Consider the following 16,299-nt stretch of genomic DNA (forward strand, 5'->3'; position numbering starts at 1 on the left):
CCCCATGGCGCTGCTTGAGGTTCGTGACCTCAGCGTGGTCTTCCAGCGGCACGGCGAGGAACCCTTCGCCGCGGTCGACGGGGTCAGCTTCGACGTCGCGCCCGGCCAGACGGTCGGGCTGGTCGGCGAGTCCGGCTGCGGCAAGTCGGTCACCTCGCTGGCCATCATGGGCCTGCTGCCCAAGCGCGGGGCCAAGGTCAGCGGTTCGGTGAAGTTCGAGGACACCGAACTGCTCTCGCTGTCGGACCGGCAGATGCGGGACCGGCGCGGCCGGGACCTGGGCATGGTGTTCCAGGACCCGCTGTCCTCGCTGAACCCGGTGATCCCGATCGGCATCCAGGTCACCGAGGTGCTGGAGCGGCACCGCGGCATGGCGCGCAAGCAGGCCATGGGCGAGGCCAAGGACCTGCTGGACAAGGTTGGCATCCCGGACCCGACCCGGCGGCTCACCGAGTACCCGCACCAGCTCTCCGGCGGCATGCGGCAGCGCGCGCTGATCGCGATGGCGCTGGCCTGCCGGCCCCGGCTGCTGATCGCGGACGAGCCGACCACCGCGCTGGACGTGACCATCCAGGCCCAGATCCTGGCGCTGCTGAAGGAACTGGTGCAGGACACCGAGACCGCGCTGATCATGATCACGCACGACCTCGGCGTGGTGGCCGGGCTGTGCGACGAGGTCAACGTGCTCTACGGCGGCCGGGTGGTCGAGCGCGGGCGGCGGCACGAGCTCTTCGCCACGCCCAAGCACCCGTACACGCACGGGCTGCTGGCCTCGATCCCGCGGCTGGACGCCCCGCGCGGGGAAAAGCTGGTGCCGATCCGTGGATCGGTGGCCGACAACATCCCGTGGACGCACGCGTGCGCCTTCGCGCCGCGCTGCCCGAACGCGCTGGACACCTGCGTCGAGGTGACCCCGGCGATGGAGCTCGAGGCGGGCCGGTTGCTGCGCTGCCACAACCCGGTCCAGCAGGAGGTACCGGCATGACCGCCCCGGCCGAGACGACCACCGGAGTGTCCACTGTGGACGATGCTCTGGTCACGGTCGAGGGACTGAAGGTGCACTTCCCGATCAAGCGCGGGGTGGTGCTGGACCGCACGGTGGGCTACGTCTACGCGGTGGACGGCGTCGACCTCTCGGTGCGCCGCGGCGAGACCTACGGCCTGGTCGGCGAGTCCGGCTGCGGCAAGTCCACCTTCGGGCGGGCGCTGCTCAAGCTCACCCCGCCCACCGCGGGCAAGGTGGTCTTCGACGGCGTGGACCTGTCCTCGCTCAAGGGCGAGCCGCTGCGGCACATGCGCCGCCGGATGCAGATGATCTTCCAGGACCCGCTGTCCTCGCTGGACCCCCGGCAGTCGGTGGAGTCGATCCTGGTGGAGGGTCTGCGCGCGCACAACCTGGACAAGGGCAAGGCGCAGACCAGCAAGCGGCTGCGCGACCTGCTCACCTCGGTCGGGCTGCCCAGCACCTCGCTGCGCAAGTACCCGCACGAGTTCTCCGGCGGGCAGCGGCAGCGCATCGGCATCGCCCGTGCGCTGACCGTGGAACCGGACCTGATCGTGGCCGATGAGCCGGTGTCCGCGCTGGACGTCTCGGTGCAGGCCCAGGTGGTCAACCTGCTGGAGGACCTGCAGGAGCAGCTCGGGCTCACCTACCTGGTGATCGCGCACGACCTGGCCGTGGTGCGGCACATCTCCGACCGGGTGGGCGTGATGTACCTGGGCGGACTGGTCGAGGAGGCCGGTTCGGACACCCTCTACGCCGACCCACAGCACCCGTACACCAGGGCGCTGCTGTCCGCGGTGCCGGTGCCGGACCCGCTGCTGGAGGACCGCCGCGAGCGGATCCTGCTGGCCGGCGACCTGCCCTCGCCGGCCAACCCGCCCACCGGCTGCCGGTTCCACACCCGGTGCCCGTGGCGGCAGGCGACCCGCTGCGACACCGAGCGGCCGGTGCTCCGGGAGGTCGCGCCGGGCCACCGGGTGGCCTGCCACTACGCGGAGGACATCAAGGCCGGGCGGATCCGGCCGCACGAGGTCGAGGCGGAGCTGGTGCAGGCCGACGACGGCATCTCGCCGGACATCAGCCTGACCGGTCCGGCGTCGGTCACTGAGGTGCTCGGGCCGTAGCTCTGTCACCCTGTTCCCGTGCGATATCGGGCGCAGCGCGAGGCGATCGTGGCCACGTGCCGGCGACTGGTCGAACAGCGACTGGTCGTCGGCACGGCGGGCAACGTCAGCCTCCGGGTCGATGATCTTCTACTGGTCACCCCGAGCGGGGTCGACTACGACCAGCTCACCGCCGAGCAGGTCGGCCTGCACCGGCTGGACGGCAGGCCGGTCGAGGCGCCGCTGTCGCCGACCAGCGAGCTCCCCATGCACCAGGCGATCTACGCCGCCGGTGCCGCCAGGGCGATCGTGCACACCCACTCGGTGGCCGCGACCGCGCTGAGCTGCCTGGTCGAGGAGATCCCGCCGGTGCACTACTACCTGGGCATATTCGGCGGCGCGGTCCGGGTCGCGCCGTACGCGCCCTACGGCAGCCCCGCGCTGGCCGAGGCCACGGTGGCCGCGCTCCAGGGCTCCTCGGCCTGCCTGCTGGGCAACCACGGCGCGGTGACCGTGGCCGGCACCCTGGCGCACGCCTTCCGCCGGGCCGCCTACCTGGAGTGGCTGGCCGAGGTGGCGCTGCGGGTGCTCTCCAGCGGGGTCACGCCGCGGCTGCTCTTCGCCGAGGAGCTGGCCGAGGTGACGCCGCGGATCCAGGAGTACGGGCAGCACCCCGGCGAGGAGATCTGACTCTTCCGGGCCAGGCTGAAGAGCATGTCCGGGGACCTAGGCGACCAGGGCTTCCAGCGCCTCGCGCTCGAGCCGTTCGGCCTCGTCCGCGCGGCGCTGGGCCCGCCGGACCAGCAGCGCCACCATCAGGCTGAGCACCGCGGCCATCGCGATGGACAGCAGCAGGCCGAGCACCGGGTCGGAGGTCAGGCGGCCGCCGGTGTAGCCCAGCAGCGAGGCGTAGGTGGCCCACAGCGCGGAGCCGATCACCGCGGCCACGGTGAACCGGCGCGGGCCCATCCGGAAGGTGCCGGCCAGCATCGCGCCCGCGATGCCGCCGCCCGGCACGAACCTGGCCGCGACCAGCACCGGCTCGCCGTGCTGCTCCAGCCGGGCGCGCACCCAGCGGACCGAGGCAGGCGTGCCGCCCTTGCGCCGCTCGAAGCGGTGCAGCGCGGGCGGGCCGAACTTGTAGCCCACCCGGTAGTTGATCAGGTCGGAGATCAGGCAGCCGACCGCGGTCACCACGATCACCACCGGCAGGGAGAGCTGCCCGGACGCGGCGAGCAGTCCGGAGCTGATCACGAACGCCTCGGTGGGCGCCAGCGGAACGACCGCGACCACGAAGGTCGCCAGCAGCAGCAGCTCAGGCACAGCGGTGAAGTTCACATCTCGCCCAACGTAGGGAACACGGTCGTGGATCCGGTCTGGCCCGGTCCTTCAGTGACTCTTCAGCTGCTCAGCCCAGGTCGCGTCTGGCCCGGCGCAGCAGCCGCAGCACTGAGCGTTCGATGGTGTCGCGTGTTTCCGGCATGGTCAAATCGGTGCTCCTGATCCGCAGGACGGTCGGCCGGATGGTGAGACCGTGGTCATAGGCGTCGATGACGTGCGGATCGATGTAGGAGCGGCGGCAGACCGCGGGGGTGTTGCCGATCTCCTCGGCCACCTCCCGGACCATCCCGGCCACCGCCCGCTTGCGACTGGTCTTGCTCGCCGGACGTTCCTCGGCGGCCAGTGCGGTGGCCGCCAGCACGGTGGCATTCCAGGTGCGCAGGTCCTTGGCGGAGAACCCGTCCCCGACCAGTTCGCGGAGGAACTCGTTGACCTCCTCGGCGCGCACGTTCCGCCAGCCGTCACCGTTGCGGTAGGCGAAGAGCTCCGGGTTGTCCTCCTCCCGCCGCAACAGCCCCCGCACCACGGAGAACGCCTGGTCATCGACCACCGAGACCTCCCGCTGCTGGCCGCTCTTGGCCAGGTAGCAGACGTGGATCCGGCCCTTGCGCAGCGCCACGTGCTCGCGCCGCAGGGTGGCCAGCCCGTAGCTGCCGTTCTCCTTGGCGTAGCTGTGCCCGCCGACCCGGAACGCGCCCAGCTCCAGCAGCCGCAGCGCCGCCGCCAGCACCCGCTCCCGGCCCAGTCCCGGCTGCTCGATGAACTCCGCGATCCGCGTCCGCGCCTTGGGCAGCCGGGCGGCCAGCCGGAGCACCCGGTCGAACTTCTCCGCGTCCCGGCGGGCGGTCCAGGCCGGGTGGTAGAGGTACTGCCGCCGCCCGGCCTCGTCCACCCCGACGGCCTGGATGTGGCCGTTGGGGTGTGGGCAGATCCACACCTCCCGCCAGGCCGGCGGGATCACCAGCTCCTTGATCCGGGTGAGGGCGGCGGCGTCCACCGGTTCGCCGCGCGCGTCCAGGTAGCGGAACCCCCGGCCGTGCCTGGCCCTGGTGAGTCCCGCTGCCCCTGGGTCACTGCGCCGGAGCCTGGTCACCCGGAGCGGATACCCACTCCGCTCCGGGTGATGCGGCTCAGCGGTAGGCGCGGTTGATCGCGGAGACGATCGCCTTGAGCGAGGCGGCCACGGTCGAGCCGTCCACGCCGACACCCCACAGCACCCGGCCGCCGACCGCGCACTCCAGGTAGGCCGCGGCGCGGGCGTCGTCACCGGCGGAGAGCGCGTGCTCGGCGTAGTCCAGCACCCGCACGTCGTAGCCGATGGTGGTCAGCGCGTCCACGAAGGCCGCGATCGGCCCGTTGCCGCGGCCGCTGATCACCTGGGTGTCGCCGTCGACGATGACGGTGGCCTCGATGTCCTCGTTGCCGGAGCCGTCGTCGGTGAGCCGGTGCCGCAGCAGCGCCAGCGGCGCCTTCTTGTCCAGGTACTCGGTGGTGAAGACGTCCCAGATCTCCTTGGGCGAGACCTCGCCGCCCTCGGTGTCGGTGACCTCCTGCACGATCCGGGAGAACTCGATCTGCAGCCTGCGCGGCAGGTCCAGGTGGTGCTCGGACTTCATCACGTAGGCCACGCCGCCCTTGCCGGACTGCGAGTTGACCCTGATGACCGCCTCGTAGCTGCGGCCCACGTCCTTGGGGTCGATGGGCAGGTAGGGCACCGCCCAGCGGAAGTCGTCCACCTCGGCGCCGGCGGCCGAGGCGTCGGCCTCCATCGCCTCGAAGCCCTTCTTGATCGCGTCCTGGTGGCTGCCGGAGAAGGCGGTGTAGACCAGGTCGCCGCCGTAGGGGTGGCGCTCGGGCACCGGCAGCTGGTTGCAGTACTCGACCGTGCGGCGGATCTCGTCGATGTCGGAGAAGTCGATCTGCGGGTCGATGCCCTGGCTGAACAGGTTCATGCCCAGCGTCACCAGGCACACGTTGCCGGTGCGCTCGCCGTTGCCGAACAGGCAGCCCTCGATCCGGTCCGCGCCCGCCTGGTAGCCCAGCTCGGCCGCGGCCACCGCGGTGCCCCGGTCGTTGTGCGGGTGCAGGGACAGCAGCACCGAGTCCCGCCGGGTCAGGTTGCGGTGCATCCACTCGATGGAGTCGGCGTAGACGTTCGGCGTGGCCATCTCCACCGTGGCGGGCAGGTTGATGATCGCCGGGCGGTCCGGGGTCGGCTGCCAGATGTCGGTGACCGCGTTGCAGACCTCGACCGCGTAGGCCAGCTCGGTGCCGGTGTAGGACTCGGGGGAGTACTCGAACCGGAACTCGGTGTCGGTGTTCTTCTCCGCGTAGGCCAGCACCAGCTCGGCGGCGTCAGTGGCGATCTTCTTGATGCCGGCGCGCTCCTGCCGGAACACCACCCTGCGCTGGAGCACGGAGGTCGAGTTGTAGATGTGCACGATCGCCTTGGGCGCGCCCTCCAGGCTGGCGAAGGTGCGCTCGATCAGCTCGGGGCGGCACTGGGTCAGCACCTGGATGGAGACGTCGGCCGGGATCGCACCGTCCTCGATGATCTCCCGCACGAAGTCGAAGTCGGTCTGGCTGGCCGCCGGGAAGCCGACCTCGATCTCCTTGTAGCCCATGCGCACCAGCAGGTCGAACATGCGGCGCTTGCGGGCGGGCGACATCGGGTCGATCAGCGCCTGGTTGCCGTCCCGCAGGTCGACCGCGCACCACAGCGGGGCCTGCTCGATGCGCTGGTCCGGCCAGGTGCGGTCGGGCAGGGTGACCGGCTCGACGAACTCGTGGAAGGGCTTGTACCGGTGGATCGGCATCGAGCTGCCCAGCTGGGTGTTCCACGCGGGCTGACCGGCAGGCGCCGGACGAGCGGGCTGGCGGATCCGGCTGGCGGCAGAGATGAACGCGTCGGAGTTGGTGCTCATGGGATGTGGTGGCTCCTGCAAACCGGGGAAGGGACCGGCGAGAACGCAGCCAGGACTCCGCGACGGGGGGCCGGTCTGGTCAGACCCCGTCGCGGCAGCGAAGGAGCAGGCCGCGTGCCACGGGGGGAGCCTAGCCCGCCGCCAGGGCGGATGAGAAAAACCTCCCGGATCGTGGGAGTGTCCACTTCCTACTGGCGGGTAGCCTGACCTCGCCGGACATGCCACACTGCGCCTCATGGCCGAACACTCCGAGCGCCGCCACCAGCGGGGCACCGCGGTGCTGACCAGGGCGCGGATCGTCGGCGTGCTGGCCGGCGCACTCCGCTGGATCGGCACCATCGTGGCAGTGGTCCTGGTGGCGCACGTGGTGCTCACCGTGGGCGGGGCGAACCCGGAGAACGGGATCACCCAGTTCGTGGCGAGCTGGGCCGACCCGCTGGCGTTGGGCTTCCGGGACCTGTTCATGCCCGAGGACCCGAAGGCGCGGGTGCTGGTCAACTACGGCATCGCGGCGCTGTTCTGGCTGATCGTGACCTCGATCGTGGTCAGGATCGTGCGCCGGCTCGGCTGAGTCAGACCCCGACCACGGTGACCATGTCGTCCAGCCCGGCGAAGTCAGCCACGTTGCGGGTGTAGAGCGGCAGGTCCCGCGAGGACGCGATGGCCGCGATCATCAGGTCCAGGCGGCGCGGCTTGGGGCTCCGGTTGGCCTCCAGGGTCAGCGCGACCAGGGTGCCGTAGCGGGCCGCGGCCTCGCGGTCGAAGGGCAGCGGCTCGAACTCCACGATCGCGGCCCCGAGCTGCTCGGCTCGGGCCGCCCTGGCAGCGGCGGTCTTGGCCATGGCGACGCCCTGGTGCAGCTCGGCCAGGGTGATCGCGGTGATCTCCGGGAACTCCGGCAGGGCGGCCGGGTCGAGCCGGTCGAGGTCGATGAACGCGCAGGTGTCCAGGACCCCTGCCTCGGGACGGTCAGCCACCGGCACGCGTCCACGGGTCTTCGTCGTCCACCCGGCCCTCGGTGCCGAAGAACTCGTCGGCCTCTGCCCGCAGCTGTGCGGCCTCGACCCTGGGCAGCTTCCGGTGCCGCGCCACCAGCTCCTCGGCGCTGAGCCTGCGCCTGCGGGACAGCGGGCGCAGCTCCGCCACCGGCACCCCGTTGCGGGTGACGTGGTAGGTCTCGCCTGCCTCCACCGCGTCCATCACGGCAGCGGAGTTGTTCCGGAACTCCCGCTGGGTGAGGATCTTCATGGCACCAGTGTAGCACCGCGTAGCACGCCGAGCTACGCGTCAGAACGCCGGTTCGCCCCACTCGCTGAACACCAGCTCGTCCAGCGCCTTCCGCGTCCTCGGCCGGGCGTCCCGCTCCAGCAGCTGCTGGTCCGCGCTCGCCGGATCGGCCAGCCTGCCCACCGAGATCACCACGACTGGGTCCAGGTGCTCCGGCAGCGAGAACACCGCCTTCGCGCCGGGCCTGCTGAACCCGGCCATCTGGTGCGCGACCAGGCCCTCGGCCACCGCCTGCAGCACCAGGTTCTGCGCGGCCAGCCCCAGCCCGTACTCCGCGTACGGCATCGGCTTGCCCTCCTCCAGCTCGGTCACCGCGAGGCCCAGGACCAGCGCGGCGGAGACCGCGGCCCAGCGCTTGTTGCCCTCGGTCAGGGTGTCCACGATCTTGCCGAAGGTCTCGTCCCCCCGGCGGCCGAGGATGAACCGGGCCGGCTGGGTGTTGCCCCAGGACGGGGCCCAGCGGGCCGCCTCGAACAGCGCGCGCAGCTGCGCTTCGGTGACCTCCGCGGCCGGGTCCAGGGCGCGCGGGCTCCAGCGGGTGGCGATCAGGTCGTGCACCGGGACGCTGGTGGTGGCCAGTGGGTGCGCCGCGGTCTCGGTCAAGGAGGGCCTCCGGGTCAGATCGCGTAGGGCCAGGCGGTGATCGAGTAGGCGCCGAACCAGGAACCGAACAGCAGCAGCAGGCCCAGCACCGTCACCATGGTGCCGGGACGCCTGCGGGCCAGCAGCACCGCCGCCGGGAGCAGCAGCGTGATCGCCGGCACCAGCAGCCTGGCCTTGGAGTTCATCAGGCCGTTGGAGCCGATGCTGAGGAACATCACCCCCGCGGAGTAGACCATCAGCGGCCAGGGCAGCCGGTGGTGCAGGCCGAGCGCGAACAGCACCAGGGTCAGCACGATGATCCACGCCGTCGCCACCTCCAGCACCGACCTGGCCGAGGACAGCACGTCCAGGCTGAACCGCACGGTGGCCAGGCCGCCGTCGAACTGGGAGTCCCAGCCGCGGGCCTGCAACGCCAGCCAGCCGTCCCAGCGGCCGGTGCGGCTGCCCACCCAGGTCAGGTAGCCGAGCAGGCCGGCCGGGGCCAGCAGCAGCGTCACCCAGGGCCGCCAGCCGTCCCGCCCGCGGATCACCGTGACCAGCGCGGCCAGGCAGACCGCGGCCACCAGCGCCGCGCTGGTCGGGCGGACCAGGCCGGCCGTGGCGCAGCCCAGCGCGGCCAGCAGCCACTCCCGGTCGATGAGCCACAGCAGGGTCCACACCGCCAGCGCGCAGAACAGCGCCTCCGAGTAGGTCATGGACAGCACCACCGACATCGGCGAGACCGCGAACAGCGCCAGCAGCACCATCCCGCAGCGCCAGCTGCCGCCGATCCGCTCACCCAGCCGGACCAGGCCGTACGCGCACACCACCCCGGCCACCACGTTCACCGCGAAGGCCGCCGCGACCAGGCCGACCCCCGGCAGCTCGCCGACCGCGCGGACCAGCATCGGGTAGCCGGGGAAGAAGGCCAGCGGGGTCTCCTCGCTGCGCCGCCCGAAGGCGTCCACCAGCGAGGCGGGCACCTTGTCGTAGCCGCTGGCGCTGATCGAGAGGTACCACTGCCCGTCCCACGAGGTGAGCGCGCCGGTCACGCTGATCCGGTTCCGGCCGGCCATCCACTGCACCACCCACAGCCCGACCTGCCGGATGACCAGGTAGAGCAGGGCGGGGGCGAACAGCCGGACCCACCTGTTCCGTTCCCAACGGGCGGGATCACGCCACAGTGGGCGGCGGCGCGGCCCAGATGTGACCGATCCCACCGGAGCAGCCTCCTGCTCGGTTCCCACCTGCGCAGCCGACACAGATTTCCTCCGTCCCAGTGCTTCCGGACCAGGTGCGGGGGACCAGGCGTCCCCTGAATGGCTACCGGACACCCTCGCGCGCGCGGGTAGGCTGCTCGCGAGTGTGGACCTGCGTCCTCGCAGGTTAGTGCTGGTGTGTGCGGCTTCGTGGGAGGTGCGGTTCGGTGGCGCTCGTCGTCCAGAAGTACGGCGGATCCTCGGTGGAGACTGCTGAGCGGATCAAACGGGTGGCCGAACGGATCGTGGAGACCCGCAAAGCGGGCAACGACGTGGTCGTGGCCGTCTCCGCGATGGGTGACACCACCGACGACCTGCTGGACCTCGCCAGCCAGGTCGCCCCGGTGCCGCCGGCCCGCGAGATGGACATGCTGCTCACCTCCGGCGAGCGGATCTCCATGTCGCTGCTGGCCATGGCGATCCACGCGCTCGGCGCGGAGGCGCGCTCCTACACCGGCTCCCAGGCCGGGGTGATCACCACCTCGGCGCACGGCAAGGCGCGGATCATCGACGTCACGCCGGGCCGGATCCGGGAGGCGCTGGACCAGGGGGCGATCGCGATCGTCGCGGGCTTCCAGGGCGTCAGCCAGGACAGCAAGGAGATCACCACGCTGGGCCGTGGTGGCACCGACACCACCGCGGTCGCGCTGGCCGCCGCGCTCAACGCCGACGTCTGCGAGATCTACACCGACGTCGACGGCGTGTTCAGCGCCGACCCCAGGATCGTGCCCGACGCCAAGCACCTCGAGCAGATCACCTACGAGGAGATGCTCGAGATGGCCGCCTGCGGGGCGAAGGTGCTGCACCTGCGCTCGGTGGAGTACGCGCGGCGCAACGGGATGCCGATCCGAGTTCGCTCTTCGTTCAACAACAAGCCCGGCACCCTGGTGACCGGGTCGATGGAGGATCTTGCCGTGGAGCAGGCGTTGATCACCGGCGTCGCGCACGACCGGTCGGAGGCCAAGATCACCGTGACCGGTGTGCCGGACCACCCCGGCGTCGCCGCCCGGATCTTCCGGGTGGTCGCCGACGCCGAGCTGGACATCGACATGGTGGTGCAGAACGTCTCCCGTGCGGTCAGCGGCCGCACCGACATCACCTTCACCCTGCCGCGCACCGGCGGCCCGACCGCGGTCGCCGCGCTGGACAAGGCCAAGCCGGAGATCGGCTTCGAGTCCGTCGCCTACGACGAGCACGTCGGCAAGGTCAGCCTGATCGGCGCGGGCATGCGCTCGCACCCCGGCGTGACCGCCACCTTCTGCGAGGCCCTGGCCAAGGTCGGGGTCAACATCGAGATCATCTCCACCTCGGAGATCCGCATCTCGGTGATCTGCCGGGACACCCAGCTCGATGACGCGGTCCGCGCGCTGCACGAGGCATTCGACCTCGGTGGCGACGAGGAGGCCGTGGTCTACGCCGGAACGGGGCGCTGAACATGACGAACACCAACGGCCCCGTGCTCGCCCTGGTCGGCGCGACCGGCGCGGTGGGCACGGTCATGATCGACATCATCAACGGCAGGGAGTCCGTGCCGTGGGGTGAGATCCGGCTGATCGCCTCGGCCCGCTCGGCGGGCAAGAAGATCACCGTGCGCGGGGTGGAGCACACCGTCATCGCGCTGGCCCCCGAGGCCTTCGACGGCGTGCACGTGGCCATGTTCGACGTGCCGGACGAGGTCTCCGCGGAGTGGGCGCCGATCGCGGCCGAGCGCGGCGCGGTCGCGGTGGACAACTCCGGCGCGTTCCGGATGGACCCGGACGTGCCGCTGGTGGTGCCCGAGGTCAACGCCGACCAGGTCGGCAACCGGCCGCGCGGGATCATCTCCAACCCGAACTGCACCACCCTGTCCATGATGGCCGGGCTGGGCGCGCTGCACCGGGAGTACCAGCTCACCGAGCTCGTGGTGGCCAGCTACCAGGCCGTCTCCGGCGCGGGCCAGGCCGGCGTGGACCGGCTCTACGCCGAGATCGCCGCGGTCGCCGGCAAGGCGGTCGGGGAGAAGGCGGGCGACGTGCGCGCCGCGCTGGAGGCCGCCGGGCTGACCCAGGCCGATTCGCCGTTCCCGGCGCCGATGGCCTTCAACGTGGTGCCGTGGGCGGGTTCGCTCAAGGACGACGGCTGGTCCAGCGAGGAGCTGAAGGTCCGCAACGAGGCCCGCAAGATCCTCGGCATCCCGGACCTCAAGGTCTCCGCGACCTGCGTGCGCGTCCCGGTGGTCACCACGCACTCGCTGGCGGTGCACGCCACCTTCGCCCGCGAGGTCACCGTGGAGCAGGCCAAGAAGCTGCTCGGCGCGCAGCCCTCGGTCGTGGTGGTGGACGACCCGGCCAACGGCGAGTACCCCACCCCGGCCGAGGTGGTCGGCGGCGACCCGACCTACGTCGGCCGGATCCGCCAGGCGCTGGACTTCCCGAACACGCTGGAGCTGTTCGTGTGCGGGGACAACCTGCGCAAGGGCGCGGCGCTGAACACCTACGAGATCGCCGAGGTCATCGTCACCCAGTAGGTTCGGTGGCATGACTCTGGGCGACGGAGTGGTGCTCGGCATCGACCTGGGCACCACTGCGACCAAGGTGGTGGCCGCGGACCGGCGGGGGCGGGTGCTCGCCCTCGCCGAACGCGGCTACCCCATGCGCACCGACCAGCCCGGCCTGGCCGTGCACGACCCGGACCGGGTGCTGCACGCGGCACTGGCCGCGGTGCGCGAGTGCGTGCAGACCTGCCAGGACCCGGTGCGGGGGCTGTCCTTCACCGGCGCCATGCACACCCTGATCGGGCTGGACGCCGACTACCGCCCGATCACCCCTTCGCTGAGCTGGGCGGACAACCGGGCCATCGAACAGGCCGCCCGGCTGCGCAGCGATCCGGCCTCGGCCGACCTGCACCGGGCCACCGGCACGCCGGTGCACCCGTTCGCGCCGCTGAGCAAGCTGGTCTGGTTCGCCGAGCAGGACCCGGACACCAAGCCCGCGTACTGGTGCGCGCTCAAGGACTTCGTGCTGCGCCACTTCACCGGCCGCCTGGTCACCGAGCACTCCTACTCCTCGGGCAGCGGGCTGATGAACATCCACCAGCTGGCCTGGCACCAGCCCTCGCTGGAACTGGCCGGGATCACGGCCGGGCAGCTGCCCGAGCTGCTGGCCCCCACCGACACCCTGCCGCTGCGCGATGGGGTGGCCGACGACCTCGGCCTGCCCCGCGGCCTGCCGGTGGTGGCCGGTGGCGGCGACGGCCCGCTGGCCAACCTCGGCGTGGGCGCGGTCCGCCCCGGCATGGCCGCGCTGTCGCTGGGCACCAGCGGCGCGCTGCGGGTGGTCCGCACCGAACCCGGCATCGACGAGCGCGGCCGCACCTTCTGCTACGGCATCGCCGAGGGCTACTGGGTGCTCGGCGGCGCGGTCAGCAACGGCGGCGTGGTCAGCCAGTGGGCCGCCGAGCTGGTCGGCGAGGAGGACATGGCCGACCTGCTCGCCGAGGCCGCCACGGTGCCGCCCGGCGCGAACGGCCTGTTCGCACTGCCCTACCTGCTCGGCGAGCGCGCCCCCTGGTGGGACCCGGACCCGCGGGGCCTGCTGCTCGGCCTGCGCCGCGACCACGGCCGGGCCGAGCTGACCCGTGCCATGGTGGAGGGCGTGGCCCAGCAGCTGGCCCTGGTCAGGGACGCGGTGCGGGACACCGGGGCCGAGGTCTCGCCGGTGCGGGCCACCGGCGGCTCGTTCCGCTCGGCGCTGTGGGGCCAGCTCATCGCGGCCGCGCTGGACACCGACCTGGAGATCACCGAGGACAGCGAGGGCTCCGGCCTGGGCGCCTGTCTGCTCGGCTGGCGGGCGCTGGGCGTGCTGTCCTCGCTGGAGGACGCCGCCGGGCTGATCACCCCGACCGAGACGGTGCACCCGGACCCCGAGCTGGCCGAGCACTTCGCCGCGGCCCGGCCCAGGGTGGAGCGGGTCTACCTGGCACTGCGCGAGCTCATGAGCTGAGCAGCTCCACCGAGACCTCCCACAGCCGCTTGGCCGCGGCGGCGTCCAGCGCGTAGGGGGCGACACCCCGGCGGACCTCACCCGGCACGCTCGGCAGCGCCTCGTTGCCGTCCTCGAAGTAGCGGCCGCTGATCCCGGCCACCAGCGGCGAGGCGGCCAGCAGCACCGAGGTGGCCGCGCCCTGCTCGGTGGTCTTCCACCGCATGCCCGAGCCGTCCACCATGGCCTGGAAGCCCGGGTCGTTCGCCACGTGCCGCTGGAGCCCGGTGCGGATGCCGCCCGGCATCAGCGCGTTGACCTCGATCCCGTCCGCGGCCCAGCGCTGCGCGGCCTCGATCGCGAAGTGGATGTTGGCGGTCTTGCTCTGGCCGTAGGCCACCCACGGGTCGTAGGGACGGCGCTCGAAGTGCAGGTCGTCGAGGTCGACCGTGCCCATCAGGTGCGCGGAGGAGCTGACCGAGACCACCCTGGCGCCACCGGCCTCGGCGAGTGCGCGGTGCAGGCCGAGGGTGAGCCCGAAGTGGCCGAGGTGGTTGGTGGCGAACTGGAGCTCCCAGCCCTCCGGCGTGCGGGTCAGCGGCGAGGCCATCACCCCGGCGTTGTTGACCAGGATGTGCAGCGGCCCCTGCCAGTCGGCGGCGAACCTGGCCACCGAGGCCCGGTCGGCCAGGTCCAGGTGCGCGGCCAGCGCGCCGACCTCGGCGCCGACCTCCTCCGCCGCGGCCAGGTTGCGCGCGGCGATGGTGACCTCGGCCCCTGCGCCGGCGAGGGCCCGTGCGGTCTCCACGCCGATACCGGAGGCGCCGCCGGTGACGATGGCGCGCTTGCCGGTCAGATCCACGCCGGCGATGACCTCGGCCGCGGTGGACTCGTGGTTGAAGGGGGTGGTGAAACGAGTGGTCATGGTGAGTCCGTCCTGGGGCTATGCTGTAACCGGAGGAGCCTCCGGTGACTCCAAGCTAACCGGAGGAGCCTCCGTTTAACAGGTGATGCGGGTCACAGGAGTGGAGCGGGCATGCGCGCGGACGCCCAGCGCAACCGGGAGAAGCTGCTCAAGTGCGCGGTCCGGCTGTTCTCCGAACGCGGTCCTGAGGCCACCCTGGACGCGGTGGCCAAGGCAGCGGGTGTCGGCATCGGCACGCTCTACCGGCACTTCCCGACCAGGGAGGCGCTGATCGAGGCCGCCTACCGCAACGAGCTGGCCCAGGTGTGCGCGGCCGCGGCCGACCTGCTCGCCGAGCTGCCGCCGGAGCGGGCGCTGCGCACCTGGATGGACCGGTTCCTGGACTACTGGACCACCAAGCACGGCATGTCCGACGCGCTCAACGCGGTGATCGCCAGCGGCGCGGACCCCTACGAGCAGAGCCGCGACTCACTGGTCTCGGCCGTCCAGTTGCTGCTCGCCCCGGCCGCCGAGTCCGGCGCGCTGCGCACCGACGTGCCTGCCGAGGACGTGCTGCTGGGCATCGCCGGCGTGGCGCTGGTCGCGGGTGCCACGGATCAGCGCGACGCCGCGAGCCGCCTGCTCGACCTGCTGATGGACGGCCTGCGCTACCGCCCCTAGATCGAGACCTTCGCCGCGGTCCGTTTCGCCGAGGCGCGGAAGAGCACGAAGGCGATGACCGCCGCGAGCAGCCCGGCCCCGCCCACCGCGGCGAAGCCCCATGGCGGCCCGAACAGGTCGATCGCCGCCCCGGCCAGCGGCGCGCCCAGCGCGGTGCCGGTGGTCAGCGCCGAGCCGTGCAGGCCGAGCGCCTCGCCGCGCACCGACTCCGGGGCCAGCTTGCTGACCTCCTCGGAGGTGGCCGCGATGGTCGGCGCGCAGAGCAGTCCGGCCGGGATGATCATCAGGGCGATCAGCCACCAGGTGTCGGCCAGCGCCACCGGGATGGTGCACAGGCCGAGCAGGCCCATCAGCACCAGTGACGGGTAGGACCGCTTCAGCGAGCCGTAGACGAACCCGCCGACCAGCGAGGCCAGGCACCAGATCGGGATCACCGCGCTGGTCCACGGCAGCTCACCGGCCTCGCGCAGCACGCCGATGATGGCCAGGTCGCTGCCGGCCAGCACCAGCACCGCGCCCGAGGAGGCGACCAGCACCGCGACCATCCGGGCGGTCAGCCAGCTGGAACGCGGCGGCCGCGGGCCGGTGGCCACCGAGTCCGGGCCGCGCATGACCGGGTTGAGCAGGAACAGCCCGGCCCCGGCCAGCACGATGCAGGCGCCGATGCCGACCATCGCCACGTGCCCGGACACCGTGGTCACCACCAGCACACCGAGCGCGGGACCGGCCATGAACGCGCCCTCGACCACCATCGAGTCCAGCGAGAACGCGGTCCGCCGCTGCTCCTCCGGCACCAGGGCGGCCATCGCCTGCCGGGAGATCGAGTGCACCGGCAGCGCGAACAGGCCGCCGAACAGGGCCGTGGCCAGCAGCCCGGTCAGGCCCAGCCACGGGCTGGCGAACCAGAACACGCCCTCTACCACCGTGGTCAGCACCACCACCGGGCGCAGCCCGACCGAGTCCACCATCCGGCCCAGCAGCGGCGAGCCCACCGCCAGCCCGACGGTCACCGCCAGCGTCACCAGCGCGGCCCAGGTGTAGCTCTGGCCGAGGTCCTGCAACACGTGCAGGTTCAACACGATTGGCCCTGCCGCGATCGGGGTCCTGGCCAGCAGGGTGACAACGACCAGGGAACGGACACCGGGCAGCGCGAACAGACGGCGGTAGGGCTCGATCGGCACCCGTGCATGGTGACTGGCGGCACCGACGGCCGTCCAAGCGGTTTCCCGCGCCCGGGGGCCGACGCACCGGAGGGA

Annotated in this window: 17 protein-coding genes; 8 read left to right on the plus strand and 9 right to left on the minus strand. The window is 72.0% G+C overall.

What is annotated here, in order from left to right:
- Positions 1 to 4 precede the first annotated feature (4 nt).
- Genes N8J89_RS01180 through N8J89_RS01190 form a run of 3 tightly spaced genes read left to right on the plus strand, consistent with a single transcriptional unit; the run spans position 5 to position 2,796 of the window.
- Positions 5 to 985, plus strand: coding sequence for an ABC transporter ATP-binding protein (locus N8J89_RS01180; protein ID WP_283662525.1), 981 nt, complete (start codon positions 5 to 7; stop codon positions 983 to 985).
- Positions 982 to 2,127 (plus strand): ABC transporter ATP-binding protein, encoded by a 1,146-nt coding sequence (locus N8J89_RS01185; RefSeq protein ID WP_252486074.1) that lies wholly within the window; start codon positions 982 to 984, stop codon positions 2,125 to 2,127. The genes N8J89_RS01180 and N8J89_RS01185 overlap by 4 nt, the downstream gene beginning before the upstream one ends.
- 18 nt (positions 2,128 to 2,145) lie before the next feature.
- Entirely contained in the window at positions 2,146 to 2,796 is a 651-nt protein-coding gene (locus N8J89_RS01190) for a class II aldolase/adducin family protein (protein WP_283662526.1), read from the plus strand.
- A 36-nt stretch (positions 2,797 to 2,832) separates the two neighbouring features.
- On the opposite strand, the gene N8J89_RS01195 is transcribed toward N8J89_RS01190, so the two are convergent.
- The 3 genes from N8J89_RS01195 to leuA all read right to left on the minus strand — a co-directional run bounded on the left by N8J89_RS01195 (position 2,833) and on the right by leuA (position 6,371).
- Positions 2,833 to 3,429: a DedA family protein gene (locus tag N8J89_RS01195; RefSeq protein WP_283662527.1), complete on the minus strand. Its 597-nt coding sequence runs from the start codon at positions 3,427 to 3,429 to the stop codon at positions 2,833 to 2,835.
- 85 nt (positions 3,430 to 3,514) lie between these two features.
- A complete protein-coding gene (locus N8J89_RS01200) occupies positions 3,515 to 4,540 on the minus strand; it encodes a DNA topoisomerase IB (protein ID WP_283662528.1) in 1,026 nt (341 codons plus the stop codon).
- A 37-nt stretch (positions 4,541 to 4,577) separates the two neighbouring features.
- The gene (gene leuA / locus N8J89_RS01205; protein ID WP_252486079.1) at positions 4,578 to 6,371 is read right to left on the minus strand and encodes a 2-isopropylmalate synthase; all 1,794 of its coding nucleotides are present in this window, start codon (positions 6,369 to 6,371) and stop codon (positions 4,578 to 4,580) included.
- Positions 6,372 to 6,606: 235 nt separating this feature from the next.
- On the opposite strand from leuA, the gene N8J89_RS01210 reads away from it, so the two are divergent.
- Positions 6,607 to 6,942: a hypothetical protein gene (locus N8J89_RS01210; RefSeq protein ID WP_283662529.1), complete on the plus strand. Its 336-nt coding sequence runs from the start codon at positions 6,607 to 6,609 to the stop codon at positions 6,940 to 6,942.
- A 1-nt stretch (position 6,943) separates the two neighbouring features.
- Here N8J89_RS01210 and N8J89_RS01215 read toward each other — a convergent pair whose 3' ends face one another.
- From N8J89_RS01215 to N8J89_RS01230, 4 genes are read right to left on the minus strand one after another with little or no spacing between them, the layout of a single operon-like run.
- A complete protein-coding gene (locus N8J89_RS01215) occupies positions 6,944 to 7,348 on the minus strand; it encodes a type II toxin-antitoxin system VapC family toxin (protein WP_283662530.1) in 405 nt (134 codons plus the stop codon).
- Entirely contained in the window at positions 7,341 to 7,619 is a 279-nt protein-coding gene (locus N8J89_RS01220) for a type II toxin-antitoxin system Phd/YefM family antitoxin (protein WP_283662531.1), read from the minus strand. The genes N8J89_RS01215 and N8J89_RS01220 overlap by 8 nt, the downstream gene beginning before the upstream one ends.
- Before the next feature lie 39 nt (positions 7,620 to 7,658).
- Positions 7,659 to 8,261, minus strand: coding sequence for a nitroreductase family protein (locus N8J89_RS01225; protein ID WP_283662532.1), 603 nt, complete (start codon positions 8,259 to 8,261; stop codon positions 7,659 to 7,661).
- Positions 8,262 to 8,275: 14 nt separating this feature from the next.
- Positions 8,276 to 9,460 (minus strand): putative hexosyltransferase, encoded by a 1,185-nt coding sequence (locus N8J89_RS01230; protein WP_283662533.1) that lies wholly within the window; start codon positions 9,458 to 9,460, stop codon positions 8,276 to 8,278.
- Between the two features lie 206 nt (positions 9,461 to 9,666).
- Between N8J89_RS01230 and N8J89_RS01235 the strand changes: the two genes are divergently transcribed.
- Genes N8J89_RS01235 through N8J89_RS01245 form a run of 3 tightly spaced genes read left to right on the plus strand, consistent with a single transcriptional unit; the run spans position 9,667 to position 13,479 of the window.
- A complete protein-coding gene (locus N8J89_RS01235) occupies positions 9,667 to 10,932 on the plus strand; it encodes an aspartate kinase (protein WP_252486085.1) in 1,266 nt (421 codons plus the stop codon).
- A 2-nt stretch (positions 10,933 to 10,934) separates the two neighbouring features.
- Positions 10,935 to 12,005 carry an aspartate-semialdehyde dehydrogenase gene (locus tag N8J89_RS01240; RefSeq protein ID WP_283662534.1) on the plus strand — a complete coding sequence of 357 codons (1,071 nt, stop codon included), beginning with the start codon at positions 10,935 to 10,937 and terminating at the stop codon, positions 12,003 to 12,005.
- A 10-nt stretch (positions 12,006 to 12,015) separates the two neighbouring features.
- Entirely contained in the window at positions 12,016 to 13,479 is a 1,464-nt protein-coding gene (locus tag N8J89_RS01245) for a gluconokinase (RefSeq protein WP_283662535.1), read from the plus strand.
- Here the strand turns inward: N8J89_RS01245 and N8J89_RS01250 are convergent.
- Positions 13,469 to 14,383, minus strand: coding sequence for an SDR family NAD(P)-dependent oxidoreductase (locus tag N8J89_RS01250; protein WP_283662536.1), 915 nt, complete (start codon positions 14,381 to 14,383; stop codon positions 13,469 to 13,471). The two genes, N8J89_RS01245 and N8J89_RS01250, sit on opposite strands and share 11 nt — an antisense overlap.
- A gap of 111 nt (positions 14,384 to 14,494) precedes the next feature.
- Here N8J89_RS01250 and N8J89_RS01255 point away from each other — a divergent pair, with 111 nt between their 5' ends.
- The gene (locus N8J89_RS01255) at positions 14,495 to 15,043 is read left to right on the plus strand and encodes a TetR/AcrR family transcriptional regulator (protein WP_283662537.1); all 549 of its coding nucleotides are present in this window, start codon (positions 14,495 to 14,497) and stop codon (positions 15,041 to 15,043) included.
- Here N8J89_RS01255 and N8J89_RS01260 read toward each other — a convergent pair.
- Entirely contained in the window at positions 15,040 to 16,224 is a 1,185-nt protein-coding gene (locus tag N8J89_RS01260) for an MFS transporter (protein ID WP_283662538.1), read from the minus strand. The genes N8J89_RS01255 and N8J89_RS01260 overlap by 4 nt on opposite strands.
- Positions 16,225 to 16,299: the final 75 nt, after the last annotated feature.

Source organism: Crossiella sp. CA-258035 (genome assembly GCF_030064675.1).
In the GTDB taxonomy this organism is placed as follows: domain Bacteria; phylum Actinomycetota; class Actinomycetes; order Mycobacteriales; family Pseudonocardiaceae; genus Crossiella.

Coding starts and splice junctions, on each gene's coding strand:
- leuA (WP_252486079.1), bottom strand. CDS start 6,371: ATGAGCACCAACTCCGACGCGTTCATCTCTGCCGCCAGCCGGATCCGC.
- N8J89_RS01240 (WP_283662534.1), top strand. CDS start 10,935: ATGACGAACACCAACGGCCCCGTGCTCGCCCTGGTCGGCGCGACCGGC.
- N8J89_RS01250 (WP_283662536.1), bottom strand. CDS start 14,383: ATGACCACTCGTTTCACCACCCCCTTCAACCACGAGTCCACCGCGGCC.
- N8J89_RS01255 (WP_283662537.1), top strand. CDS start 14,495: ATGCGCGCGGACGCCCAGCGCAACCGGGAGAAGCTGCTCAAGTGCGCG.
- N8J89_RS01245 (WP_283662535.1), top strand. CDS start 12,016: ATGACTCTGGGCGACGGAGTGGTGCTCGGCATCGACCTGGGCACCACT.
- N8J89_RS01210 (WP_283662529.1), top strand. CDS start 6,607: ATGGCCGAACACTCCGAGCGCCGCCACCAGCGGGGCACCGCGGTGCTG.
- N8J89_RS01220 (WP_283662531.1), bottom strand. CDS start 7,619: ATGAAGATCCTCACCCAGCGGGAGTTCCGGAACAACTCCGCTGCCGTG.
- N8J89_RS01180 (WP_283662525.1), top strand. CDS start 5: ATGGCGCTGCTTGAGGTTCGTGACCTCAGCGTGGTCTTCCAGCGGCAC.
- N8J89_RS01185 (WP_252486074.1), top strand. CDS start 982: ATGACCGCCCCGGCCGAGACGACCACCGGAGTGTCCACTGTGGACGAT.